The sequence below is a fragment of the Bifidobacterium hapali genome (assembly GCF_002259755.1).
Taxonomy (GTDB): Bacteria; Actinomycetota; Actinomycetes; order Actinomycetales; family Bifidobacteriaceae; genus Bifidobacterium; species Bifidobacterium hapali.
Genome location: NZ_MWWY01000045.1, coordinates 38,831 through 61,696, shown reverse-complemented (window position 1 = coordinate 61,696; position 22,866 = coordinate 38,831). Strand labels below are relative to the sequence as shown.

The following is a 22,866-nucleotide window of genomic DNA, read 5'->3' as shown; positions in this document are numbered from 1 at the left end:
GCCGACTCGAACACCGCGCCCTTCAGTTTCGGTACCTTCAGGCTCATTTTCCCGGCCTTGACGGTCAGATCACGCTTGTAATGGCCGGCCCGGTACGCCTTGCGATCCCCGCTGCGCTCGTAACGGGCGGCGCCCGTGATCTCGTCGGCCTCGGCGTCGAGCATTGCGTTCAACGTCTCCTCGACGCTTCTACGGACCATCCGGTCCAGGGTGGTCTCCAACATGGCCTGGTCGACCTGTAGAATCTGCTGTGACATGGCTTCGTGCCCTCTTTCCAATCGCGATTTGTTTTGTTTGGCGACAGAAAATCGTACACAGGACACGAGCCATGCCCTTTCATCTCAAGCCCAAGCCAAAGTGCGCAAAATTTCGGGCCTTATCCGCATGATGCTGACCGATACAGAAATCAATGTGTTGCGCGAGTATCTCAAAGGTCGTACCACTGTCGCCACGGCTCACGTTATGCACATGAGTGAAGGTACAGTCAAAACGCATATGAACAACGCCTACAAAAAGATGGGCGTGCACAGTCGCGCCGAAGCCATCCGCATCTGTGTTCGTGAGCATCTACTGTAGTAACTTTTCTTGTTGTATCACCAATAAAGATGGCAGCACTAGCTGGCAAACGTTAAGAGGGAAAAATGTGTGGCGTATGTTCCGGCTGATAGCATTGAATAAACCGAAAGATGGTTCGCGATGAAGCGAGAACAAAGACAGTGGTTAATCGTATGTCTTGCCATTATGGCGGTGGTAGTCGTAACGGTTTGCGGTTTCATGCTGTTATACAACGACTGGGATTGAATCAAGAAACGGACCAGATTCAGAGTATTTCCTCTCAGACAGCAGATAAGTGATAGCACGGAAACGAGTGCAAGAAACAAATTACTGGTGCGTACCAGCATCGCTACAGATGTTTCTTGCGTATAAGGGCATTGACGTGGCTCAAACTACATTGGCCCGCTTTCAATTGAACACGCATTGGCCGAGAAAGTGAAAGTTTTTATTAATTGAATTGATTCCAAATTACTTCTGCGTCGTGTAGTGAGTTGGCTGGAGCGGCATATTCTCCATGTTTGTCGATGCTTAGCACAAGGTACTCGTCATTCCAATCGAGACTTGCAATATTAAATTGATTGAATTGTGCATCGTAATACGACGCGACAATATACGATACTGTTTGTTCATTGTCGCTGGGCAGACGATATAAAATCGTATCTGAGAAACTAATATCGAGTACAGCTTTATTAACAGTACTGCCACAAGAACTAGATACACGTATCTTCCCTCGTACGGTATCTTGTCTAATGAGATATCGATGGATGTTTAGATCAATCGATATGCGATATGAGTCACATTCTCCGGATGAAGCGTCTATTCGATATGCTTGTTTCTCTGTCTTCATCTTTGATGGTATAGGAAGAAAAATAATGCTAAGCATGATAATGGCCAATATGGTTAATGTAAATGCAGTCAGTTTGCCATTGGTTGTTATTGATTTCATAATATCATCTCATCTATTCCTTGGATTTATATAGTGGGCGATGGGATATTGTATTTCTATTCATTACAGAGAATCCTTTCCAAACTTCCTTCATCTACCTCGATGAAATTACATATTATTGCTAATAGACGAGATTTTTATTTGATTGTAAATAACCTCGTAGTGCATATTTTACAGCTTGTATAAGCTGGGGAAAATATAACTTTCCTCATACGATTGGACAGGAATCTTATATTCTTCTTTCAGGAAGATGCCATGACGGCTTATTGTACTCATTATGAAGGAGTGATCAATTATCTTTACATTGGCTCGTCTGCCATTATCGTGCAACACCTACGAACATCTCTGTTATTTGTAGGTGTTGCATTGAAAAAGGTTACAGGCTATGCGTGTATGTTATATTGAGACGAGGCGTTGACCGGGTGAAGGTAACAGCTAAATACGCATTACAAACCTGAGTGTATAATTAACTACCGCAGTAGTGATCGGCACATGGAACGGTATTCGCTTACGTAACCGCCGCCGAAGAACACGCAGTGACCGGCGATCGGATACAGTTGCCACAATGTCAACCGTTCTTGCCATCCGGCCTTAAGCGGATGTACCGACTGGTACCCGTCCATAATCTCACTCAAGTAGCTCATGCCAAACAAGTGCAGCATCGCCAGATCTTCCTCACGATGTCCACCGTGAGCAGCCGGGTCAATCAACACTGCCTCGCACGCGCCTGAATCAGCGGTCCACATTACATTGCCGCTCCACAAGTCACCGTGTACACGCGCCGGCTTGTCCACAGCCGCACGTCCAAGCAAATCAGGTAACGCATCAATCACACGCTGTGTCAGTGCACGATCATCCGCAGTGAGTTCACCACGCGCAATACCCAACTCAACCATTGGCAGCAATCGACCTTCGGCATAATACGTGGCCGGGTCTTGCCACGTACCAGTCGCCATCGGTACCGGGTCTTGCAGCGGTCCAAAGTAGCACGTGCCCGTGTATCCAGCCGGTGCGGAGCCGAAATACTCAGCGCCAGTGTCATGCATGCGTGCCAATGCTGCGCCGAAATCATGTGCTGCTTTTGCGGTCGGAGAGCAAGCGTTTACTCGTTCAATATCGAGATAATCACGACCCCATTCGTACACGTCCACGACACGAGGGCCACCTGCTGATTGTGCTTCGCCAAGCCATTCGAGTCCACGGCCTTCACACTCAAAAAATCCTTCTGGCGCCCACATGCGCGACTTACGGTATTTGGACATGCGTCCTCCTTTATCGTGCGCGATCAGACGATAGGCAACCGCGCTGATACTTCCATGATGATTGTGGGCATTCCGCGCGACATTACGGACGCTGTGCGCATTCTTAGAGACGGGTGTGTACGCTAGGGCAAGGTATAAACAACCATAGATTGGATATACGAGGAACCATGAATTTCTTTCAGGCAATCATTCTGGGATTGGTGCAGGCACTGACCGAGTACCTGCCGGTGTCGTCAAGTGCGCACATTCGCATTATCGGTGATCTCATGCTCGGTGCGGACCCGGGCGCTGCGTTCACAGCTATTATTCAGATTGGCACTGAGCTCGCCGTCATCCTGTACTTCCGCCGTGACATTATTAATATTCTCAGCCACTGGTTCGCATGCCTGTTTGGACGTAACGGTAAGGATTGGAAGTCACGCATGGGCCGTGGCGACAAGTGGGCAACGCTCGGTTGGAATGTGATCGTTGGTTCTATTCCAATCGTGATTCTCGGCTTTACCTTGCAGAACATTATTGAAACAACGTTACGTAACTTGTGGATTACGGTGACTGTGCTGTTCCTGTTTGGTGTATTGCTGTGGATCGTGGATGCGCGTGCGCGGCAGATCAAGACGATGGACGATATGACTAATCGTGATGCGTTCCTGTTCGGTCTCGGTCAGTCTCTGGCTCTGATTCCTGGCGTGTCACGTTCGGGCGGCACGATCACTGTTGGCCGTGCACTCGGATACACTCGTGAGGCAGCCGTGCGACTGAGCTTCCTTATGGCTATTCCTGCAGTGGTTGGCTCTGGCCTACTGGAGGCTATCAAGGCAGTAAAGGATTACAAGACCGATGCGATGTTCCCCGGTTGGGGTCCGACGATTGTGGCAGCAATTGTCAGCTTCTTTGTTGGCTATATCGTCATTATTGGATTCTTGAAGTTTGTGTCCACCTTCTCATACAAGGCGTTCGCAATCTACCGTATCGGCCTTGCAGTGGTGGTGGCTATTCTGCTACTCACCGGTGCACTTGTGCCGTTTGAGGCTATTTCTGCTGCTGCCTAGCGTTCTAATGAATAAGTTTGCAATTGCGGCTCTCCTTGACTAGGGGAGCCGCAAACCTCACTCTAGCCCTTTAAGGAATGCTTCGGCTTCCTTGACAAGTTGCTCGCATGCTGGTCCGCCAAGAGATGCCTCTTGGCGGGCTTTTTCATTCATATCATGCTCATGCTCAAGATGTTGTACGTACGTTGCTAGATCGTCATTGCAACGCACCAGCATGGTAGCTTGTGCTTTCCACTTTTCTGCTTTACATGGCAAATCGCCAAGATCAAGTGGCATGTCAAGTAGGTGAGACAGGCCATTCAATAGTCGCATAGTCGCTTGAGCGCATCCATCACTGCCGAGATACTGGGGGATTGAGACCCACATGGAAGTGGTGTCGAATCCTTCTTCGTGTGCGATTGCATCGAGAATGGTGGGAATACCGACCGGGCCGCTATATCGTTGGTCTGGATCGCCCGTTTCGTCACCGTTATATTCCACGTCGAGCGGCAGTTCACGGGTGTGTGGGCAGTCGGCAAACATGGACCCTAACGTGATGACATGAGTGACATCAAGCTCGTCCGCAATACGTAGTGATTCGTTGCAGTAATCTCTCCAACGATAATTTGGCTCAGGCGCGATCTGTGCATACACATGTTGGCCGGGTGCAATCTCAAGATCGTAAAACGTGGTTTGTGGCCAGATAATACGGCGTCTACCGGTTGCATGGCACACGAGAGGACGGGTTGTTTGATAATCGTAATACCCGTCGCATCGGATATGACGGATCTCTTTGCTGTCATATCGGGCAACTAAGTGACGTATCGTGTCGCTCGCCGCCTGACAAGCATCATTCCATCCCTCGAATGCGGCGATCATCACCGAACCCGTTCTTGCTTGGCTCTTCATAATTCCTAATGTAACCTGTGCTGCAAATGGGTAACGATACCTTATGCCAGTGGCGTACCGCTTGAGTGATTAGATTGGAGATGGGATACAACTGACTGGGCGACACGCCGAGTTTGGCAAACTACATGGATGTCAGTATAGTTATCACTCGTGCTCAGGCAGCGATAAGTTGTTGTGATCACATGCGGACATAGCTTAGTTGGTAAAGCGCAACCTTGCCAAGGTTGAGACCGCGGGTTCGAGTCCCGTTGTCCGCTCTAAGGTCCGATGAGTTGACGACCTTTGCGGTGGGTTAGCCAAGCGGTTAGGCAGCGGCCTGCAAAGCCGTATAGACGAGTTCGACTCTCGTACCCACCTCTCAGTCGGCCAGATTAATCTGGCTGGTTGTATCATGACCCGGGCGGTTGGCGCAGAGGTAGCGCACTTCCCTGACACGGAAGGGGTCACAAGTTCGAATCTTGTATCGCCCACGATCGTTGATTGTATCGACGTTCACAATTCAATATTTGGGTGATTGGCGCAGCGGCTAGCGCACTTCCTTCACACGGAAGGGGTCGTAGGTTCGATTCCTACATCACCCACGCATATTATGTGCTTCGGGGCTATAGCGCAGCTGGTAGCGCATCTCCATGGCATGGAGAGGGTCAGGGGTTCGAATCCCCTTAGCTCCACTTGAGATTAAGAGCCGGTCCGTGTGACCGGTTTTTTGTGTTGGTAGCGCACGCGGTGTCGGGACTTAAGAGGGTAAGAGGGCAAAAGGGCCAAGGGTCAAAGCGGGCCTTATCCGCGTGCCCCCGTTCCCGCGTGGCAGAAAACGCTCGCTTACGGTGGTCTGAGCGAGCAAAAACCGCCACTGCTACTGGTGCGTGGCAGAAAACGCTCGCTGAGCACTGCCTAAGCGAGCGTTTTCTGCCACGCGGGAGTGCTGTGGTGGTTTACTGAGCTCAAGTTACGTTCATGAGATGCGTAATGTGACATTATGGCGGAGAACATGTGGGTATCCGCCGAAATATCACAGAAAACCATGTTTAAGTGTGATATTTCGGCGGAAAACTCACCACTCACCGCCGGAATATCACATAATCGCGTAATAGTCACCTGTTTTCTTCACGACATTACCCCAGTAGTTACCACCCCGGCAGTCACCCGGCAATCACCACCCGGCAGTCACCCCAGCAGTCACTTCAACAAGAGCATTACGCCCAAACGATATCAGTATCGCCAGCACCCAGCTCGAAATGTAACTTTGCGATACCCAGCCCAATCTCGGACTGCACATCATCCAGTGCCTCAGCGTGCACAGAACGGCCATCAGCAAGCAGCGTAAACCGATACGGCTGTTTGCCGAGTGCACTCGGTGCCAGCTGAACTGCCTCCAACGCCTGAATAAACCATTGCGGCGCGTGACCTACATGTGCCGGCTCAAGAACATCGTTCGCAGTCTCAATCAAACCAAGCTCTTCAATCGGCTTACTGCGATGAGGCCGTCCTGCACGAGCCCCATGTCCAATTGCGATCGCCGCAGGCATTCGTTCACCGTCATGAATCTGCCACTTGCCATGATGTGCTGTCGTTTCATGAAGTACCACCCAGCCTGTATCTAGCCCAAGTTGCACCGCATCTAACGCGAGTTGTTCACCGTAATAACCAATTCGCTCGTCGAGTATGCTCGGGGCACCATGATCAGAACCAATCAGTGCGATGCAATAGCGCACATTGCGAAACCGACCGTAATGCGTTGGGCATCCGCCGAACGCATCTTCATCATCATGAATCAACTGAATATTGAGACCACTGTGCGTATTCGCTTGTTCGATTGCGATACGCAACGCATGTACTGTGTCCTCATCAATTGGCTGATCGGTGTAATCGCGTACTGCATGGCGTGCGCTCATGGCCTCGATGATGTTCATCATGCTCCTTTACGTATCTACGTATATGCCGTGTCTGCCGACACCATCCTAGCGACCAGACACACGTATTGGCATGCCGGCGGTGTCGAACGCGTGAGATTGCTCACAGACAAATAGTTAGTGAACGCTGCACAAGATGCATACTCTGGCGTAATCTGATCATAGGTTCATTATGCGAACCATATCGTGAAAGGATGCAATTATGGCAACACTCACTGCTGAGATGAAGACATTCATCGAGAATAACCTCGCATGGATTACCACTATTGACAAGAACGGTAATCTTGATCTGGGCCCGAAGATGTCGATGTTTGTGCTCGATGACAACCACCTCGCTTATCATGAGCGCACTGCTGGCCAGCATTACCAGAACCTCAAGGATGGTTCTGCTCTGGTTATTGCTGTTGCTAACCTCGCTGAGAAGAAGGGCTACCGTTTCCGCGGCAATGTGACGCTGCACACCGACGATGCGATCTACGACGAGCAGGTCAAGGTTGCTGAGGAGAAGGGCACGAAGAAGCCTGCTGCGATTCCGGTGCTTGAGATCACTGAGATTCAGGATCTGTCTTCTGGCGCAACCGCTGGTAAGACCATCGAAAAAGACTGAGACAAGTTTCGGACTTATCTGAGCTTTTGAACCTCTGAGCTTCAGCTCGCTCGAATACGCGTAACGGCTCCCCCTAGGGGAGCCGTTCGCACTTTTAGGAAGACAAACTAATCGTTAACCACAATGCCAGCCTGGCGAAATGCGTCACGGTATATGGCAATGAGATCAGGCAATCGCGCAGCAGCATTGGCTGGACTGGTAGAAGGCAGTTGAGTCATTTTCGTATCAAGTTGTTGTGCATCAAGATTCGGTGCAATAAGACGACGATACAGCTGACCTGCTTTTGCGCCAGTGGTGAATACGTGAGTGACTTGCGAACCGCGCAGAATCGGAGTGATGTCATTAGCAACGGCATGACGAATAGTCGCGTCACTTGCTCCGGTGATATCACATGAGGAGATCACATCCCATAGTGCTATATGATGACGTAGCGCGAACGCACGGCGCGTATCCGGCGTGTCACCGGGCACATCATCGTGGTTATCAAGATCAGCAAACAATGCAGTCATGACTGGCCAAAATCGGTTCTGACGATGCATATAGTAAAACCCAGCTTCACGCGACTTCGGACTTGGCATCGAACCGAGCACGAGCACTCGCGATGTCGCATCCCATACTGGGCCGAAGCCGTGCTCTACATGCTGTTCTACGCGTTCTATATGTTCTGTATGGTTATGTTCTGTATGGTTATGTTCTGTATGGTTATGTTCTGTCATCCGTCACCACAGTTATCGAATCCGATATTGGTGACCATGCTGAGTAATAAAGAAGCCGAGTCGACGCAGTTTGCGTGTCAACGAATACATCGTCGTGTCCATCACACTGTGACGGTCAGCAAATCCAGCACCCTCGCCGAATACGAGACGTGACAGATCGTCGAAGCTTAAGAATTCACCGTCAGCACGAATCAGTGCTTCCAATGCAGAATATTCTCGCGGAGAAAGCGCAACAGGACGGTTTGCGCCGCGATAGTACGCGCGCTGAGTACGCGTATCCAGCGTGAGATCACCGTGGATCAGCAAGTCAGGATTGACTGACTGTGCAGCTCGCCCATGCTGTTCATCGCAGCGTAACAGCGCAACATACGAAAGTAGTTCGGCGTCACCGAACGGTTTGACAATCGTAACGTCGGGAACGATATCCGAAGTGGGATTATTCGTTGTTGCAGATAAAGACGGTGTAGTGAGCAAAGCGACACGCGGTCGGACGTGGTTGGCGGCAGCTTCGGACGATGACGACGATGTTGACGATACTGACGATGCTGTCTGGGACGAGGACTGGGGTGAGGATTGACTTGCAGACAAATACTGAGCCAGCATATCCATCATTGGTTGGGCAGTGAGATCATCGATGAGCACGGCGTCATATTCGCTGTTATGCGAGTCAGTATGATCAGAGTCAGCATGACCAGAATCAGCGGTATCAGTGTTGGTATCAGCATTGATGTCAGTACTGCCATTATCGCCATTTCCAGATATGAATCGCGTTAACTCATCGATGTTCATAGCGATATCCACATGATTACCAGCAGATTCCAACGTGTGCGAGACGGCTGCGGCCAACGCTGCGCTACCAGTCACGAAGAGTAAATTCATTACCGCCTCCCGTGTCACAAGATATGCCGTTTACTGTGCACTATAGTCCCACCATGAGTCTCCCTACGCCTTAACGCCGGGACCTGTGACCGATATGATGTGAACAGATACACAATCGACGATACGCAATCGATGGCGTGATGACAGCCGAATGATCGACTGACGACTGACATGACAGTGAGATAAGCTCACACAGCAGGAAAGGAACCAGACCATGATCGACGAGGTAGTGATGCTGCGCCACGGCCGCACTGCATACAATCAGGCTGGACGGCTTCAAGGGCAGATCGATGTGCCGCTCGATATTGTCGGCCAATGGCAGGCTGATATGGCAGGACTGACACTTGCGCAGCGTTATTATTGGGCGAAAATTGCCAATGCTGCTCGTCATCCTGAGCTGCTGGCACAGCCCGATCCCGGAGCTGCTGAACGCAGCGATATTGAGTCGTATCGTCATGCGCCGGCCGCTCAGCGTCGTATGGTTATCATTGCTTCTGATCTATTCCGCGCTGTACAAACAGCACATGCGGTTGCCGATCCGCTTGGCTTACCGGTCACTACTGACCCGCGACTGAGAGAACGCAGTTTCGGTCAGTGGGAAGGTTTAACGCGTGAGCAGATTCGTGATATCGATGCTGATGCATATGCTTCATGGCGACGTCACGAGGGCGGCGAATTAGCGTATGGAGTCGAAAGCCGCGAGGCAACCGGTCGACGTGGAGCCGAAGCAATGCGTGCGATCATCGCAGATCCGCAGTACGACAACGAACCCACTACGCTTATGGTCGTTGGCCACGGTTCGTGGATTGCGGCAACCATCGAAACACTCGTCGGTATGCAAGTCAACTCGCTTGACAATCTCGGTCGTATTCGTAATGCTTTCTGGAGCCGGCTCTCTATATTGAGAGACATGAACGGTGTTGCTCTCGAACGTCCAGTTTGGCAACTCGACGCATTCAACGAATCCGCGCCGATCTCGCGTCACGTCGACTGGGATAACGGCCCAGATTGGCTATAGTACGACTGTAATACGACTGTAATACGTCTGCGCTGGCTGTACGCCCTCGACCGTGGCTACTTGGTGGAGTATTCTGCCGGCACTGTCTGACCGTAGGTACTATTCTTATCTCGGTTTTATCAGCGCGATAGGTGCGATACAGATATACGCACAAACATGGCGGAGGGCAGGTGATCGAGACATGCTGAGAATTTTCAGCACCATCAACGGCCAAGTGGAGCAGGTACAGAAACCTGAGAATGGCTCATGGATATCGTTAAGTGAACCGACTGACGTGGAACTCGCCACTATCGCGCAACAAACTGGCATTGATCTGGCTGACTTGCGTGCACCGCTGGATGACGAGGAACGTTCTCGCGTTGACGTTGAAGATGACTACACGATGGTTATCGTTGATATTCCAACTGTTGAAGAACGCGGCGGACGCGACTGGTACGAAACCATCCCGTTGTCGATTATCGTCACACAGAACCTCATTATCACCGTATGCATGCAGGATACGCCGGTATTGCATCCGTTCATGGAAGGTTCGATTCGCGGGTTTAACACGTTCATGCGCTCGCGATTTATCTTGCAAATCCTGTATCGCAATGCAACTATGTATTTGCGGTATCTGCGCATCATTGACCGTGAGAGTGACAAACTCGAGTTAAAGCTACGTCATTCGATGCAAAACCGTGAGATTGTGATGCTCATGGAGTTGAGTAAAACTTTGGTTTACTTCACCACATCGCTTAAGTCGAACGAAATTGTGATGGAAAAACTCACCACGTTGCAGCGTATCAAACAGTATCCAGATGATGAAGATTTGCTTGACGACGTGATTACCGAAAACAAGCAGGCTATCGAGATGGCGAACATTTACAGCGGCGTTCTTGCAAACATGACCGACGCGTTCGCTTCAATCGTTTCGAATAATCTGAACAACGTGATGCGTATCTTCACGATTATCTCGATCACACTGTCAGTACCTACGCTCATTTTCTCTATGTATGGTATGAACTTTCAGGAGGGTATGCTTGGCATGCCATTGACTGATAAGCCGTGGGGATTTGTTGCGATTATTCTCATTTCGATTGTATTGTCTGCTGTAGTGACGTGGTTCCTGACTCGTTCGCGCATGTTCAAATGATGATGAGACTGACGGTGACATCTGTTCGACGTGTGATTGCGACGCTATGCACGATCGCGTTGATGATACTGTCGTTGACTGGATGCGGCGGTGTAGTTTCTTCGTCGAAAAGTAAAGAGACATCGTCCGGCGTGGTTTCCGCAGTGACTGGTCAGCCACAAGGACCGACGATTACGATCGGGGTCGCAACTGATTTGCCGGGACTCGGGTACTGGCATGATGGCGCGTATTCTGGCTTTGATATTGATGTAGCCGTGTATGTGGCGCAAGCGCTTGGTTATAGCAGTCGTCAGATTATCTTTACCCAAGTGGAACCGCAGGATCGCGTTCGTGTACTCGCTGATAGCAGTGCTGATATGGTGGTTGCTGGATTTGCGATCACTGATGAATCAGTGCAGCAAGTTACTGTTGCGGGACCGTATCTTGAGGTGCGCCCAGCTGTGCTCGTTCATCAGCAGGATGCGAAAACTGATACGTTACCGGATACGTTGAGTTCTGCCGAAGCGCTGGATGCGTTACACGCTCATGACGTGACGTTGTGTGCGGCACAAGGTACGGCTGTACATACGATGATCGAGCATTATCAGCTGTCTGCATTGCGCGATTACCGTACCTATGGTCAATGTATGACTGCATTGATGGCTGGTTCTGTGGATGCGATTGCTGGCGACGACGTGATCTTGCCTGGATTAATTCGTGAGCGGCGCGCACAATATCGAATGGTCGTTGATGCTGATGCGGCCGATCAGATGAAGTATGGCATTGCTGTCGCGCGCGGTCGCGATGAACTGGCGAAGAAGATCGCAGCCACATTGCGCACAATGGTGACAGATGGCTCATGGCAGCGTTATGTAGACAATAATCTGGTGCCGTTAGGGTATCGTCCGGCTCATACGTTGTCGACGGACGATATCGTCGTGCATTCCGCGGCATAGCTGGGGCGTTTGCAGTTCAGCTCACAGGTAAGGTCACAGTCTGTGTCGTCAGTTGTTTCATGGTGTGGTCGCAAGTCAACGAAATACTCCTTCGTGTCCAGTTGCATGACGATAATGCCCGTATGGCTAATGAGAAGAATACCGCCGCACAGGCGGCTGAAGTCCCTGCTGAGCCGTCGTTCCGTTACAATGCGGCGCTCGCGCAGGACATCGAAACCAAGTGGCAGAAGAAGTGGGATGACGAGGGGACTTTCTGGGCTGCTAACGTCCACGGCGACCTCAAAGATGGCAAGGGGCACAACGCGGATGGTCGTCCGGCATATTTCGCAATGGATATGTTCCCGTATCCGTCAGGCAGGGGACTGCATGTTGGTCATCCGCTCGGGTATTTAGCTTCTGATGTGGTATCGCGCTACCATCGCATGAAGGGCGAAAACGTACTGCATGCGATGGGCTACGATGCTTTCGGCTTGCCTGCAGAGCAGTTCGCTGTGCAAACCGGTCAACATCCGCGTATCACCACCGAGCAGAATATTGCCAATATGGCTCGTCAGTTGCATCGTATGGGCTTGAGTTTTGATCATCGCCGTACGTTTGCCACTATTGACCCCGGCTACGTGCGCTGGACACAGTGGATCTTCTCACGCATTTACGATGCATGGTATGACGAGGATGCTACGAATCCAAGCGGTTCCAAAGGTTCTGCGCGTCCTATTAGCGAGTTGATCGCCAAGTTTGAATCCGGTGAGAAGACGATTCCCGGGCATGAAACTGACGGCAAGACATGGGGTGATCTCGCGCAAGCCGAGCAGCAGGATATCCTTAACGATTTCCGTCTTGCTTACATTTCTAAGTCACCGGTTAACTGGTGCCCGGGTCTGGGAACCGTGCTCGCCAACGAGGAGGTCACTGCTGAAGGCAAGTCCGAACGTGGCAATTTCCCGGTGTTCCAGCGTGAGCTGCGTCAGTGGTCCATGCGCATCACTGCCTACGGTCATCGTCTTATCGAGGACCTCGACGGCATTGACTGGCCGGAAAAGGTCAAGCTCATGCAGCGTAACTGGATTGGCGAATCTCATGGTGCATCCGTGCATTTTACTGTGACGACTGCCGACGGTGACAAGGACATGGAAATTTACACCACCCGTCCTGATACGTTGTTCGGTACCACGTTCGCCGTGGTTTCCCCGGAACATGATTTGTTGCAGTATGTGCCCAATGAGTGGCCGGCTGATATTCCGGATGCTTGGAAGGGTGGCTATGCGACCCCGGCTGAAGGCGTGAAGGCGTATCGTCTTGCGGCTGAATCGAAGACTGCGAAGGATCGTGTAGACGAGGGCGGCGAGAAGACAGGTTTGTTCACCGGCCTGTACGCAACGAACCCAATCACTGGTGCGAAGCTGCCGCTGTTCACTGCGGATTACGTGCTCATGGATTACGGTACTGGCGCGATTATGGCTGTGCCTGGCGGCGATCAGCGTGATTACGATTTCGCTGTCAAGTTCGGTCTTCCGGTCATCTACACGGTGCAGCCGTTGCCTGAATCCGGTGACGACCTCGCGAATTACGAAGGCAAGGCGCCATTCGTGTCCCATGACGGTATCGTGATCAATTCGGCTGTCGAAGCTACCGAGGCGGCTGGGGACGCGCTCAGTCTCAACGGATTGCGTGTTGACGAGGCGATCGCCAAGGCAAACGCATGGCTCGAATCCGTCGGTGTAGGCAAGGGCACGGTCAGCTACCGTCTGCGCGACTGGCTGTTCAGCCGTCAGCGCTACTGGGGTGAGCCGTTCCCGATCGTCTACGGCGAGGATGGTACCCCGCATCTGCTGCCAGATTCCATGTTGCCGATCAACTTGCCGGACGTGCCGGATTACTCTCCGCGTACGTTTGACCCGATGGATGCTGAATCCAATCCAGAGGCTCCGCTGAGCCGTAACGAGGATTGGGTCAAGGTCGAACTCGATTTGGGCGAGGGTAAGCAGACATACTATCGCGATACGAATACGATGCCGAACTGGGCCGGCTCCTGCTGGTACTACATGCGATACATTGACCCGTCCGACACCGAGCACATGGTTGAAAAGGACGAGTTCGACTACTGGATGGGTCCGAACCACAACCAGTATTCGGGTGACGAAGGCGGCGTAGACCTGTACATCGGCGGTGTTGAGCATGCTGTGCTGCACTTGCTGTATTCGCGATTCTGGCACAAGATTCTCTTTGATCTGGGCTACGTGGATTCAGCTGAACCGTTCCATAAGCTGTTCAATCAGGGCATGATTCAGGCTTATGCGTACACCGATGATCGCGGTCAGTATGTGCCGGCAGATGAGGTTGTAGAAGGCCCGGCTGACTCCGATGGCGAGCCTACGTTCACATGGAATGGCGAGCACGTCAATCGTGAGTTCGGCAAGATGGGTAAGAGTCTGAAGAACATCATCACCCCGGACTACATGTACGAGAACTACGGCGCGGACACGTTCCGCCTGTACGAAATGAGCATGGGTCCGTTGGATGAGTCCCGTCCGTGGAACACGCGTAACGTGGTTGGTGGCATGCGCTTCCTGCAGCGCTTGTGGCGTAACGTTATCGACGAGACTACCGGTGAGGTGCATGTATCCGAAGACACTCCGGATGTTAAGACTCTGAAGCTGCTCAACAACACGATTGCTGATGTGACTGTGGAGATGGAGAACATGCGCCCGAATACCGCGATCTCCAAGCTCATTGTCCTCAACAACCATTTGACTTCGCTGGGCACTGTGCCGCGTGCTGCTATTGAGCCTCTGATTCTCATGCTTTCGCCGGTTGCACCGCATATCTGTGAAGAATTGTGGGCACGACTCGGACATGCAGAATCGTTGGCACATGCTCCGTGGCCGGTTGCTGATGAACGCTATGTTGGTCAGGATACGGTGACTGCAGTCGTACAGATCAAGGGCAAGATTCGCGCCAAGCTCGAGGTGTCGCCTGACATTGACCCGGCTGAGTTGGAGAAGCTTGCACTTGAGGCAGTTGCTGATCGTCTCGGTGGTAAGACGCCGCGCAAGGTGATTGTCAAAGCGCCAAAGATCGTCTCGATCGTTCCTGCTGAGTGAGTTGAGTCAGCTACGCTGACAAGGGGAGTTGTTCTAACTACTGTTCTTCGAGATAAGAGGTTGCACGGTTTATCCACAATGTCATTGTGGATAAACCGTTGTGGATAACTCGACCGTTCGACCACATACCCCGTTTCAGCTAGACAAGATGCCCATGTATCCGTCAGTGTGGATACATGGGCATCTTGCATTTCAGGCCGTCAACGGCGAGTGACAGTGGCGTGGTTGCTTCTCAGCGTTTAACAGCGCTGGATCAATCAGCGTTGCAGAAACGTGCGGAGCGCGGCCAGTGTGATGTGCTCAGTTGTGATCAGATTGATCAAGTTCGATCTCAGCAGCTGTATCCGCCGCCACCGCCCCTCATCAAACACGATCAGGGGAGTGTCCGTAATCAAGCAGATTGTCAAACAGATTCACTTTCACCTCATCAATCATCATTACTCAGCCGACATCATACGAGCACGAACCGTCGATCATCACTCGGTGAACTAGCCGGTGTTCGTCAGTCAGATACGACACGTGAAGAACATCGACTCAAACGCGATCGGCCGCGACTAACGTTGCGCCCAATTCATGCAATGGGCATCATCCTATTGCTCGCCATGCTGTTGTGTGCGAGTCTGACCATGCTGATCGGCCAAGCAATTCGTTACGAACATGCGATGTCAACAACGCACTCGTCTACTGACCTTGGTGCGAGTAATAGCAACAGTGAAGCCGAACAGTATAATGAAACCGACAGCAGTGAACGAGACATCACACAACACGATGCCGACAATCAAACAGAAACGCAGGATACTACTCCTGCGCCTAGTAATGCTGCTCCTAGCGATGACAGCAACGAGGCTGAGACTGCTCCCACGAATGAGCCTGTCAATGACGATCGTATTGATCTCAACACGGCAAGTAGTGAGGAATTACAGACAATCAACGGCATTGGGCCAGTGACCGCAGATCGTATTATTACTCATCGCAAGAGTATCGGCAGATTCACCAGCGTCGACCAACTCCTTGATGTGAAAGGTATTGGAGCTAAGACACTCGCCAAAATACGCGATCAGGTGGTGGTGCGATGAATCGTCAGCATGATCGGCAATATGCGCGAGTGCCGAGAAGAATTCGCTTAGTTATGCTCCAATCAGGCCGCGAACAGGGAAGTCGTGACTGGAGAATGCTGCCAATTGCCCTGATAACATGGGCAGCAAGTCTGGCTGTTCACTTGACATGTGCGATGGTGATGAACGGCGACACAACTCAGTGGGTGGCAATCATCACATTAACTATTTTCATGATGTTATTGCTGATAGTGGGTATGGTTGCGCCATCATCAGCCATATCTGGCACGGTTCTTATCATTGCCATACTGCTCGCATCAATGGCCACCGTATCGACAGAGCTTGTCCAATGGCATGATCCAGCCAGTCGCCTTGCACGGCAATCTGAAACATCAGCCGTCACAGCAGCCATGCATATCGACACGCCAATCATTGTTTCCGACCTGCGTGACGCCGACTGCCAAACAGACGCTACGCTGAGATCACTGTTTGATGGCACAATAGCCGTCCCATCTCATGTGGCAATTCGATTATTCGCATCTGGTAGTGATTGTACGGCGCTCGCTCACGGCGCGATGATACAGGCAAGCGGCATACTGCGTAAGGCTCGTTTTGGTAAACAACCGTTATGGCTAGTCGTGGACGGTGCGGACGGTACAAACGGTACAGATGATACGGATAATACGGAACGCTCGTTGAGCACACCCCAGCGTACACGCATCACCGTCATGAGACGGCCAAATCCATTGCAGCAAATCGTGGGATACTTGCAACAGCGATTCTTTACAGTTACTGAACAGCTTGACGATCAAGGTCGCGTACTCGTGCCGGGACTTACCCTTGGTGTGCTGGGGCAGGACTATGTCAACATTGGCGGTATAAACAGTGATGCGCGTGCGTCAAAGACTATACAGCCGCTTGATGAAGCATATACAAAGCAGGTTGAAGAACAGTTTCGTCGCTCGGGCATTATGCATCTCATGGCCGTTTCCGGTGGTCATTTCATGCTCGTAGCCGATCTTGTTCGCCGACTGTGTGCACGGCTACTGTTGCCGCGTCGCATGGTTGCTTGCTGCGTGGCGTTCGCATATATGCTACTTGCCTCGATGATGTATCCTTCTGATTCCGTATTACGCGCACTTATTATGGGGCTGACTGGTGCGGGTGCCTCGTTCATCGGTCGGCGTGGACAATCAGTGAGTGCATTGAGCTGGACAGTGATTGGAGTACTCCTTGTGCGCCCATCTATGGCATATAGTTATGGTTTTGCACTGTCATGTGCTGCTGTGTTAGGAATTGTTCTGTTTGCTGGAGCGGTCGGTGATTGGTGCAGTGTGCTGTTACCGCGCGTGATCGCGGAATCGTTGGCTATGACAATAGCTGCTCAGACGCTGACTTTGCCAATTCAAGTACTTATGGAGCCAGAATTGCCGCTTGCATCGGTGCCGGCGAATCTTCTGGTGTCACCATTCGTAGGGTTTGCAACGATTGCCGGACTTGGCTCGCTGCTTATCTCATGGATAAGTCCGCAATGCGGATTCGTGTTGGCATGGGTTGCTGGACGCGGTACGCAAGTGATGGAGCGAATCGCCGCGTGGTTGTCAGCAAGCCAATATGCGGTCGTGCCGTGGGCGGGTAACCTGCCCGGCGCGTTGTTGATGCTCGCTGCAGAAGTGGCGTTTGTGGGGATATGCGTTGGTTTCACACGTGCTGTTCGACGACGATCCATTGACGACCCCAACCTACCCGGCCGCACATTCCGTCCCAGTATCCGCACCCGCATCGCCATATGGTTCGCTCAAACCAAAGCCCTTCTCGAACGCGAAGAGTTTGAGTAAGTGGTCGATATGAGCAAAGTCACTGGACTGGCTTGTTATGAAGCATATCTTGCAGTTCTAGGTCATTTGGCGGGATAGCGTGTCGATATTCGATGTGATGTAACAGTGGAAAAGCCCGGAATTCCGGTCTTTCCACTGTTACACTTTTGCCAGTGATGAGCGTCATACATGGCTAAGAAACCTAGAACTGCAAGATAGCCTTCGGATGACCTAGTGTTTGGCTTCAACCTGAGGTTGAGTCTGTATTTTTAGAACCTAAAAGCGAGTCATGTGGTTTTTGTAGCTAACAGCTGGCGTGTCTCATTAACGGTGAACTTCTCAATAGGTTTTATTTGAAAGCCTGACGCAGTCTAAGTACATATCAGTATCACTCAACATGTCCAACGTTGCGGCGAGATTGGGGAGCATGGCACACAAGGCAGGCAAAAGTACCCCGTTCACTATCGTGTTCGGCGGCGACCCGTATGTGAACGATCAAACGGCACGCGATCTGCGACATCAGGCGCAACACAACCGTCCGGATGCGGAACTGATCGAACTCGATGCGGGGGAGAGCGACCGATATTCGTTTGACGAGGCGGTCAGTCCTTCGCTGCTCGCTGATGTTGCTATCGTTACTGTCACAAATCTGCAGAACGCTGATGATAAGCTCGCTGATGCGATGATTGCGTACTGTAAACAAGCATGCGCGAATGCAGCGTCGGCAAACGAATCGAGTATCGTTATCTGTCGGCATGACGGCGGGATGAAAGGAAAACGCGTCGTTGACCAACTTGAGAAAGCTGGCGCTCGCAAAGAGCTTGTGCCTGATCTGAAGAAAGCGGATGCGAAACTCAATTTCACGATCAGTCGGTTTGAACGTCAGCATCGACGCGTGGACCCAGCCGCCGCTCAACAGCTCGTTGCTGTGCTTGGTGAAAAAACCGGCGAGCTTGCTGCCATGTGCGACCAGTTATGCTTTGACTTCGATGACGATCCAATCGGATTGGACCGTGTCAATCAATATCTGACCGCCAATCCGCAGGTTACCGGTTTCGCAGTTGCTGACACAGCGGTTGCCGGGCGTACCGCCGAAGCTATCATCCAGATGCGGTCTGCTGTCGAGCAAGGCACAGACCCGATCGCATTAATCGGGGCTCTTGCGATGAAATTGCGTTCGATGGCGAAAGCCTCTGCTGTGCGGTCCGGTGTGATCTCACAAGCTGAGGCAAAAATGAACCCGTGGGTGTTGAAAAATGCGCAGCGGCAGTTGTCCGGATGGACGTCGGACGGCATGTCTCGATGCATTCGCATGCTGGCATGGGCGGATGAACAGAGCAAAACAAACGGTGGCGACCCAGTGTATGCGCTTGAACGATGCATTGTTGCTATTAGTAGTAAAGGCCGGGAATCATGAGCGAAAATACGATGACTACTACCATCAACGTGCCGACTGGTGAAGATATGCGTGCACTTGGCGAACGTATCGCGTACATAGTTCGCGGTGGTGATGTGCTCCTTCTGTCAGGGCCGCTTGGCGCTGGTAAAACAACATTTGCACAAGGATTTGGACGCGGGCTTGGTATCACAGAACCAATTGTTTCACCGACGTTCACAATCGCTCGTGAGCTCAATGGACAGTTTGCCGATGGCTCGCCTGCGCATCTCGTGCATGTGGACGCGTATCGGCTCGGTGGCAACGCGTACGCTCCAGGCCAAGATGCAACTGATCGTCTGCTGGATGAACTTGAATCGCTCGGTCTTGACGAAGAGTTGGAAGACCCCGGCGAACACACGGTGATACTCATGGAATGGGGTGAGCAAATGGCGGCGGCACTTGCACCGGAGCGGCTTGAATTGCATATCGATCGGCCGCTTGCCTCACGCGAACCGACTGTTCCACTCGGACTCGGTAAGGGCATAACGGCTGTCGGCATAACAGACACCGACGAACTGACTAGTGACGGCATACGAACTGTCACTCTGATCCCGGTAGGGGCACGGTGGAGCACACGCGATCTGAGTGCGATCGAGAACTCCCTGTTGTAGACTCCTAGGAGTCGTTACGAGCATGAGCGATGAGGAGGATTGCGGTATATGGGCTGCACACTGGTGATTGACACATCATACGGTTCAACAGTGGGCATTGTGGGACATGCGCCGATCGTGGAAACTGACTCGCGTACCCATGTTGAACGTCTGCAGGTCAATATCGCTCGTTCGCTTGACGAAGCTGGTTATCAGCCGTCTGACATTGATACGATTGTTGTTGGCGTTGGTCCTGCACCGTTTACTGGACTGCGCGCAGGTATTGTTGCTGCTAAAGCTATTGCGTTTGCTACTGGCGCTCGGCTGGTCGGCCAGAACGTGCTCGATCCGCAACATGAGATGATGCATAATGTCATGAGCGGCAGCAACATATTCGACAGTGTTGACTTTCTTGCGCATGTGCCAAGATTAGTGTCGCCGCAAACTCAAGATAACGTCAATGGGGCTGTAGCGAACTCGCAAGAATATGAGCTCAACCGTCACGTCACCTTGTGTGTGAACGATGCACGTCGTAAACAGTTGTACTTCTCACTGAATCACTGCGATACTGTCGATGCCGGCTATGCCGTTAGTGTGGCAGTACAAGACGGTGCTCAAAGTAGTGAAATGAATAACAGTCAGCGTTGCGATGTTGAGCATGAGTCTCGTTGGATCGATATGGATATTGACTATCCTGAACACATTGTTGAACGAGTTAACGCAGTGGTTGCCGAACATAGCGCGCGCGACGGTGTGCATTATGTTGTGGATGTTGCTGGTCATGGTGTAGCAAAGTATGCTGCCGCATGGAAGCAGCTGGATACGCTCGGTTGCGTGGTAGACGGGTCGATACTGGATGCTGGCGCACCTGGTGTGGCAATGTTCGCATCAATCGCAACAAGTCGTGCGCTGCGTAATACATCTGCTGCGACTGTGGAACCATTGTATTTACGGCGTCCAGATGCAGAAGTTCCGGCTCCGCTCAAGCACGTACTCGGTCATGCGGGCGCCGGGAGGCGTGACTGATGCTAGTGTCGTTCGACGATCTTGACCGGGAAACTGCGGTTGCTGCCATGCGTCGTTTAGAAGTCGAGTTATTCGGCAAGCATGCGTGGAGTGAGAACATGATTCGTCAAGAGCTCGATGCGCCAGCGCGCGCATATGTGTTCGCAGTGCCAGATAATGCGACTGATATTGCCGGTGATACTGCCGCTATTAGCACACCAGTTGACACGGTAGTTGACACATCAGTCAACACAGCGTCAATCCAAGAAACAAAAACGAGTGTAATTACTCCAGACGATGTGCAAGGATTCGCCGGGTACTGGTACGACGGTGATGATGCGGAAATCATGGATATCGGCGTGAGTGCAGCGTACCAGCGGCATGGTATTGCGGCGGCGATGATGACATGGATGATTGAACGAGCACGTACACAAGGCGCTCGGCGTATGCTGCTTGAAGTTCGCGTTGATAATACGCCGGCGCTTGCGTTATACAAACGTTTCGGGTTCACGACAATAGGTTTACGCAAACGCTACTACCAGCCTGAAGGTATTGATGCGCACGTTATGGCACTTGATGTGAAACCGCATGTTGTGGGGTTCTGTAGTGCGAAAACTACAGCCGGTGCTGTACCGAAAGATCGTGATGCAACCATCACGACTATCGAGGCGACGGTCAACGATACGGTCAGTGATACGGCTACGGATACGACTATTGAGGAGACGATATGAGCGAACCGATTGTGCTAGGCATCGAATCAACTTGTGACGAAACAGCTGCAGCAATCGTCGAAGGTCGTACTCTACGCTCCAACGTTGTCGCGTCATCCATGAACGAGCATGCCCGCTACGGCGGTGTCATCCCCGAAATCGCATCACGTGCACATGCGGAAGCATTCGTGCCGTGTGTCTCGCAAGCGCTCGCGGAAGCTGGTCTAGAGCTGTCTGACGTAGACGCAATTGCAGTGTCCGCAGGACCGGGACTCGCAGGATGTCTCGCAGTTGGTGTGTCAGGTGCGAAGGCACTCGCGTGGGCTGCGAATAAGCCCATTTATGGGATTAATCATGTGATCGGGCATATTGCTGTCACGCAATTGCAATTTGGAGCGTTTCCGCCGGATACACTTGCACTTATTGTCTCAGGTGGTCACACTTCGTTGTTGCATGTTGAGGATGTAGCGCGTCATATTGATGTGGTTGGTACTACCTTGGACGACGCTGCGGGGGAGTGCTTTGACAAAGTGGCTCGACTGCTGGGATTCCCCTATCCCGGTGGTCCTCATATTGACCGGCATGCACAGTTGGGCAATCCAAAAGCTATTCGTGTGCCACAAGGATTGACACAAGGTAAGGCTGGTGCTGCGCATCCGTACGATTTTAGTTTTTCTGGTGTGAAGACTGCAGTAGCGCGTTGGATTGAGGAACAGCAGGCTGCAGGTCGGCAGATTCCGGTCGACGATGTGTGCGCATCGTTGGCTGATTCTGTGGCTAGTGTATTGGCTCGCAAGGCAATGCGCGGTTGTGAACAGTATGGGTCGAAGTCATTGATTGTGGGCGGTGGTTTCTCCGCGAATTCGCAGTTGCGTGCCAAACTGCTGGAATACGGGGAGAAGTGCGGTGTTGAAGTGCGTATTCCGCAGATCACATTGTGCACCGATAACGGCGCGATGGTTGCGATGCTGGGTGTGAATCTCGTTGAGACTGGTGTTGCGCCGTCTGCGCCTGATTTTGCTATCGATTCGGCTATGCCGTTGACCAAGATCAGTATGTAGTAAGCGTACGCAGCAAACGTATGTTGTAAGCATACGCAGCAAACATGCTCAGTAACCCCTTGGTCTGTATGCTTGTGCGTTTGCGTGCCTGTATATATCGCGTGGCGGTTTTTGCTCGCTGACGGTGCTCTGAGCGAGCGTTTTCTGCCACTGTTACTGGTGCGTGGCGGTTTTTGCTCGCTGAGGCAG

The 22,866-nt window shown here is 51.8% G+C and carries 21 protein-coding genes, 5 tRNA genes and 1 pseudogene; 20 read left to right on the top strand and 7 right to left on the bottom strand.

Going from position 1 to position 22,866, the window contains the following annotated elements:
• A partial coding sequence (locus BHAP_RS10515) for a transposase (protein ID WP_211279732.1) occupies nucleotides 1-257 on the bottom strand: 257 nt, incomplete at its 3' end.
• A 127-nt stretch (nucleotides 258-384) separates the two neighbouring features.
• On the opposite strand from BHAP_RS10515, the gene BHAP_RS11680 reads away from it, so the two are divergent.
• Together BHAP_RS11680 and BHAP_RS12195 are read left to right on the top strand one after the other, a co-directional pair.
• Complete coding sequence (locus BHAP_RS11680) at nucleotides 385-576, top strand: response regulator transcription factor (RefSeq protein WP_158216475.1); 192 nt, start codon at nucleotides 385-387, stop codon at nucleotides 574-576.
• A 274-nt stretch (nucleotides 577-850) separates the two neighbouring features.
• Nucleotides 851-994 (top strand): C39 family peptidase, encoded by a 144-nt coding sequence (locus BHAP_RS12195; protein ID WP_143248794.1) that lies wholly within the window; start codon nucleotides 851-853, stop codon nucleotides 992-994.
• Nucleotides 995-1,003: 9 nt separating this feature from the next.
• Here BHAP_RS12195 and BHAP_RS10500 read toward each other — a convergent pair whose 3' ends face one another.
• Nucleotides 1,004-1,501: a hypothetical protein gene (locus BHAP_RS10500; protein ID WP_094730625.1), complete on the bottom strand. Its 498-nt coding sequence runs from the start codon at nucleotides 1,499-1,501 to the stop codon at nucleotides 1,004-1,006.
• 470 nt (nucleotides 1,502-1,971) lie between these two features.
• Nucleotides 1,972-2,763: a fructosamine kinase family protein gene (locus BHAP_RS10495; RefSeq protein ID WP_094730624.1), complete on the bottom strand. Its 792-nt coding sequence runs from the start codon at nucleotides 2,761-2,763 to the stop codon at nucleotides 1,972-1,974.
• A 167-nt stretch (nucleotides 2,764-2,930) separates the two neighbouring features.
• On the opposite strand from BHAP_RS10495, the gene uppP reads away from it, so the two are divergent.
• Nucleotides 2,931-3,812 carry an undecaprenyl-diphosphatase UppP gene (gene uppP / locus BHAP_RS10490; RefSeq protein WP_094730623.1) on the top strand — a complete coding sequence of 294 codons (882 nt, stop codon included), beginning with the start codon at nucleotides 2,931-2,933 and terminating at the stop codon, nucleotides 3,810-3,812.
• Between the two features lie 57 nt (nucleotides 3,813-3,869).
• Here the strand turns inward: uppP and BHAP_RS10485 are convergent, their stop codons facing one another.
• Nucleotides 3,870-4,700, bottom strand: a complete 831-nt coding sequence (locus BHAP_RS10485; RefSeq protein ID WP_169713219.1) for a PAC2 family protein — start codon at nucleotides 4,698-4,700, stop codon at nucleotides 3,870-3,872.
• Between the two features lie 184 nt (nucleotides 4,701-4,884).
• On the opposite strand from BHAP_RS10485, the gene BHAP_RS10480 reads away from it, so the two are divergent.
• The 5 genes from BHAP_RS10480 (at nucleotide 4,885) to BHAP_RS10460 (ending at nucleotide 5,371) form a co-directional block, all read left to right on the top strand.
• A tRNA-Gly gene (locus BHAP_RS10480) sits at nucleotides 4,885-4,957 on the top strand.
• Between the two features lie 29 nt (nucleotides 4,958-4,986).
• Nucleotides 4,987-5,057: transfer RNA gene (locus BHAP_RS10475), tRNA-Cys, on the top strand.
• A gap of 41 nt (nucleotides 5,058-5,098) precedes the next feature.
• Nucleotides 5,099-5,170, top strand: a tRNA-Val gene (locus BHAP_RS10470).
• 38 nt (nucleotides 5,171-5,208) lie between these two features.
• Nucleotides 5,209-5,281 (top strand) — tRNA-Val (locus BHAP_RS10465).
• A gap of 17 nt (nucleotides 5,282-5,298) precedes the next feature.
• Nucleotides 5,299-5,371 (top strand) — tRNA-Ala (locus tag BHAP_RS10460).
• Between the two features lie 525 nt (nucleotides 5,372-5,896).
• Here BHAP_RS10460 and BHAP_RS10455 read toward each other — a convergent pair.
• Nucleotides 5,897-6,616 carry a nitroreductase family protein gene (locus tag BHAP_RS10455; RefSeq protein ID WP_244569398.1) on the bottom strand — a complete coding sequence of 240 codons (720 nt, stop codon included), beginning with the start codon at nucleotides 6,614-6,616 and terminating at the stop codon, nucleotides 5,897-5,899.
• Nucleotides 6,617-6,815: 199 nt separating this feature from the next.
• Here BHAP_RS10455 and BHAP_RS10450 point away from each other — a divergent pair, with 199 nt between their 5' ends.
• On the top strand, nucleotides 6,816-7,220 hold the full coding sequence (locus BHAP_RS10450) for a pyridoxamine 5'-phosphate oxidase family protein (protein ID WP_094730620.1): 405 nt from the start codon (nucleotides 6,816-6,818) through the stop codon (nucleotides 7,218-7,220).
• A 107-nt stretch (nucleotides 7,221-7,327) separates the two neighbouring features.
• On the opposite strand, the gene BHAP_RS10445 is transcribed toward BHAP_RS10450, so the two are convergent.
• On the bottom strand, nucleotides 7,328-7,879 hold the full coding sequence (locus tag BHAP_RS10445; RefSeq protein ID WP_244569399.1) for a DNA-deoxyinosine glycosylase: 552 nt from the start codon (nucleotides 7,877-7,879) through the stop codon (nucleotides 7,328-7,330).
• Between the two features lie 69 nt (nucleotides 7,880-7,948).
• The gene (locus BHAP_RS10440) at nucleotides 7,949-8,815 is read right to left on the bottom strand and encodes a winged helix-turn-helix domain-containing protein (protein WP_094730618.1); all 867 of its coding nucleotides are present in this window, start codon (nucleotides 8,813-8,815) and stop codon (nucleotides 7,949-7,951) included.
• Nucleotides 8,816-9,029: 214 nt separating this feature from the next.
• Between BHAP_RS10440 and BHAP_RS10435 the strand changes: the two genes are divergently transcribed.
• From BHAP_RS10435 to tsaD, 11 genes and pseudogenes are all read left to right on the top strand, one after another.
• Entirely contained in the window at nucleotides 9,030-9,833 is an 804-nt protein-coding gene (locus BHAP_RS10435; RefSeq protein WP_094730617.1) for a histidine phosphatase family protein, read from the top strand.
• Between the two features lie 181 nt (nucleotides 9,834-10,014).
• Nucleotides 10,015-10,965 carry a magnesium transporter CorA family protein gene (locus BHAP_RS10430; protein ID WP_094730616.1) on the top strand — a complete coding sequence of 317 codons (951 nt, stop codon included), beginning with the start codon at nucleotides 10,015-10,017 and terminating at the stop codon, nucleotides 10,963-10,965.
• A gap of 14 nt (nucleotides 10,966-10,979) precedes the next feature.
• Nucleotides 10,980-11,900, top strand: coding sequence for a transporter substrate-binding domain-containing protein (locus BHAP_RS10425; protein ID WP_158216474.1), 921 nt, complete (start codon nucleotides 10,980-10,982; stop codon nucleotides 11,898-11,900).
• Nucleotides 11,901-12,022: 122 nt separating this feature from the next.
• A complete protein-coding gene (gene leuS, locus BHAP_RS10420; protein WP_094730632.1) occupies nucleotides 12,023-15,001 on the top strand; it encodes a leucine--tRNA ligase in 2,979 nt (992 codons plus the stop codon).
• Between the two features lie 479 nt (nucleotides 15,002-15,480).
• Nucleotides 15,481-16,077: pseudogene (locus BHAP_RS11945) on the top strand (ComEA family DNA-binding protein); the annotation flags it as partial.
• A 155-nt stretch (nucleotides 16,078-16,232) separates the two neighbouring features.
• Complete coding sequence (locus tag BHAP_RS10410; protein WP_244569396.1) at nucleotides 16,233-17,894, top strand: ComEC/Rec2 family competence protein; 1,662 nt, start codon at nucleotides 16,233-16,235, stop codon at nucleotides 17,892-17,894.
• A 406-nt stretch (nucleotides 17,895-18,300) separates the two neighbouring features.
• Nucleotides 18,301-19,290, top strand: coding sequence for a DNA polymerase III subunit delta (gene holA / locus BHAP_RS10405; protein WP_169713218.1), 990 nt, complete (start codon nucleotides 18,301-18,303; stop codon nucleotides 19,288-19,290).
• Nucleotides 19,287-19,922, top strand: a complete 636-nt coding sequence (gene tsaE / locus BHAP_RS10400) for a tRNA (adenosine(37)-N6)-threonylcarbamoyltransferase complex ATPase subunit type 1 TsaE (RefSeq protein ID WP_094730612.1) — start codon at nucleotides 19,287-19,289, stop codon at nucleotides 19,920-19,922. Before holA ends, tsaE begins: the two co-directional genes overlap by 4 nt.
• A 48-nt stretch (nucleotides 19,923-19,970) precedes the next feature.
• The gene (gene tsaB / locus BHAP_RS10395; RefSeq protein ID WP_094730611.1) at nucleotides 19,971-20,927 is read left to right on the top strand and encodes a tRNA (adenosine(37)-N6)-threonylcarbamoyltransferase complex dimerization subunit type 1 TsaB; all 957 of its coding nucleotides are present in this window, start codon (nucleotides 19,971-19,973) and stop codon (nucleotides 20,925-20,927) included.
• Nucleotides 20,927-21,637 carry a ribosomal protein S18-alanine N-acetyltransferase gene (rimI, locus tag BHAP_RS10390; protein WP_169713217.1) on the top strand — a complete coding sequence of 237 codons (711 nt, stop codon included), beginning with the start codon at nucleotides 20,927-20,929 and terminating at the stop codon, nucleotides 21,635-21,637. Before tsaB ends, rimI begins: the two co-directional genes overlap by 1 nt.
• A complete protein-coding gene (gene tsaD, locus BHAP_RS10385) occupies nucleotides 21,634-22,677 on the top strand; it encodes a tRNA (adenosine(37)-N6)-threonylcarbamoyltransferase complex transferase subunit TsaD (protein ID WP_094730610.1) in 1,044 nt (347 codons plus the stop codon). Before rimI ends, tsaD begins: the two co-directional genes overlap by 4 nt.
• The last annotated feature ends 189 nt before the right edge of the window (nucleotides 22,678-22,866 follow it).

Coding starts and splice junctions, on each gene's coding strand:
- BHAP_RS11680 (WP_158216475.1), top strand. CDS start 385: ATGATGCTGACCGATACAGAAATCAATGTGTTGCGCGAGTATCTCAAA.
- BHAP_RS10500 (WP_094730625.1), bottom strand. CDS start 1,501: ATGAAATCAATAACAACCAATGGCAAACTGACTGCATTTACATTAACC.
- BHAP_RS10495 (WP_094730624.1), bottom strand. CDS start 2,763: ATGTCCAAATACCGTAAGTCGCGCATGTGGGCGCCAGAAGGATTTTTT.
- uppP (WP_094730623.1), top strand. CDS start 2,931: ATGAATTTCTTTCAGGCAATCATTCTGGGATTGGTGCAGGCACTGACC.
- BHAP_RS10485 (WP_169713219.1), bottom strand. CDS start 4,700: ATGAAGAGCCAAGCAAGAACGGGTTCGGTGATGATCGCCGCATTCGAG.
- BHAP_RS10455 (WP_244569398.1), bottom strand. CDS start 6,616: ATGATGAACATCATCGAGGCCATGAGCGCACGCCATGCAGTACGCGAT.
- BHAP_RS10450 (WP_094730620.1), top strand. CDS start 6,816: ATGGCAACACTCACTGCTGAGATGAAGACATTCATCGAGAATAACCTC.
- BHAP_RS10440 (WP_094730618.1), bottom strand. CDS start 8,815: ATGAATTTACTCTTCGTGACTGGTAGCGCAGCGTTGGCCGCAGCCGTC.
- BHAP_RS10435 (WP_094730617.1), top strand. CDS start 9,030: ATGATCGACGAGGTAGTGATGCTGCGCCACGGCCGCACTGCATACAAT.
- BHAP_RS10430 (WP_094730616.1), top strand. CDS start 10,015: ATGCTGAGAATTTTCAGCACCATCAACGGCCAAGTGGAGCAGGTACAG.
- leuS (WP_094730632.1), top strand. CDS start 12,023: ATGGCTAATGAGAAGAATACCGCCGCACAGGCGGCTGAAGTCCCTGCT.
- BHAP_RS10410 (WP_244569396.1), top strand. CDS start 16,233: ATGGTGATGAACGGCGACACAACTCAGTGGGTGGCAATCATCACATTA.
- holA (WP_169713218.1), top strand. CDS start 18,301: ATGGCACACAAGGCAGGCAAAAGTACCCCGTTCACTATCGTGTTCGGC.
- tsaE (WP_094730612.1), top strand. CDS start 19,287: ATGAGCGAAAATACGATGACTACTACCATCAACGTGCCGACTGGTGAA.
- tsaB (WP_094730611.1), top strand. CDS start 19,971: ATGGGCTGCACACTGGTGATTGACACATCATACGGTTCAACAGTGGGC.
- rimI (WP_169713217.1), top strand. CDS start 20,927: ATGCTAGTGTCGTTCGACGATCTTGACCGGGAAACTGCGGTTGCTGCC.
- tsaD (WP_094730610.1), top strand. CDS start 21,634: ATGAGCGAACCGATTGTGCTAGGCATCGAATCAACTTGTGACGAAACA.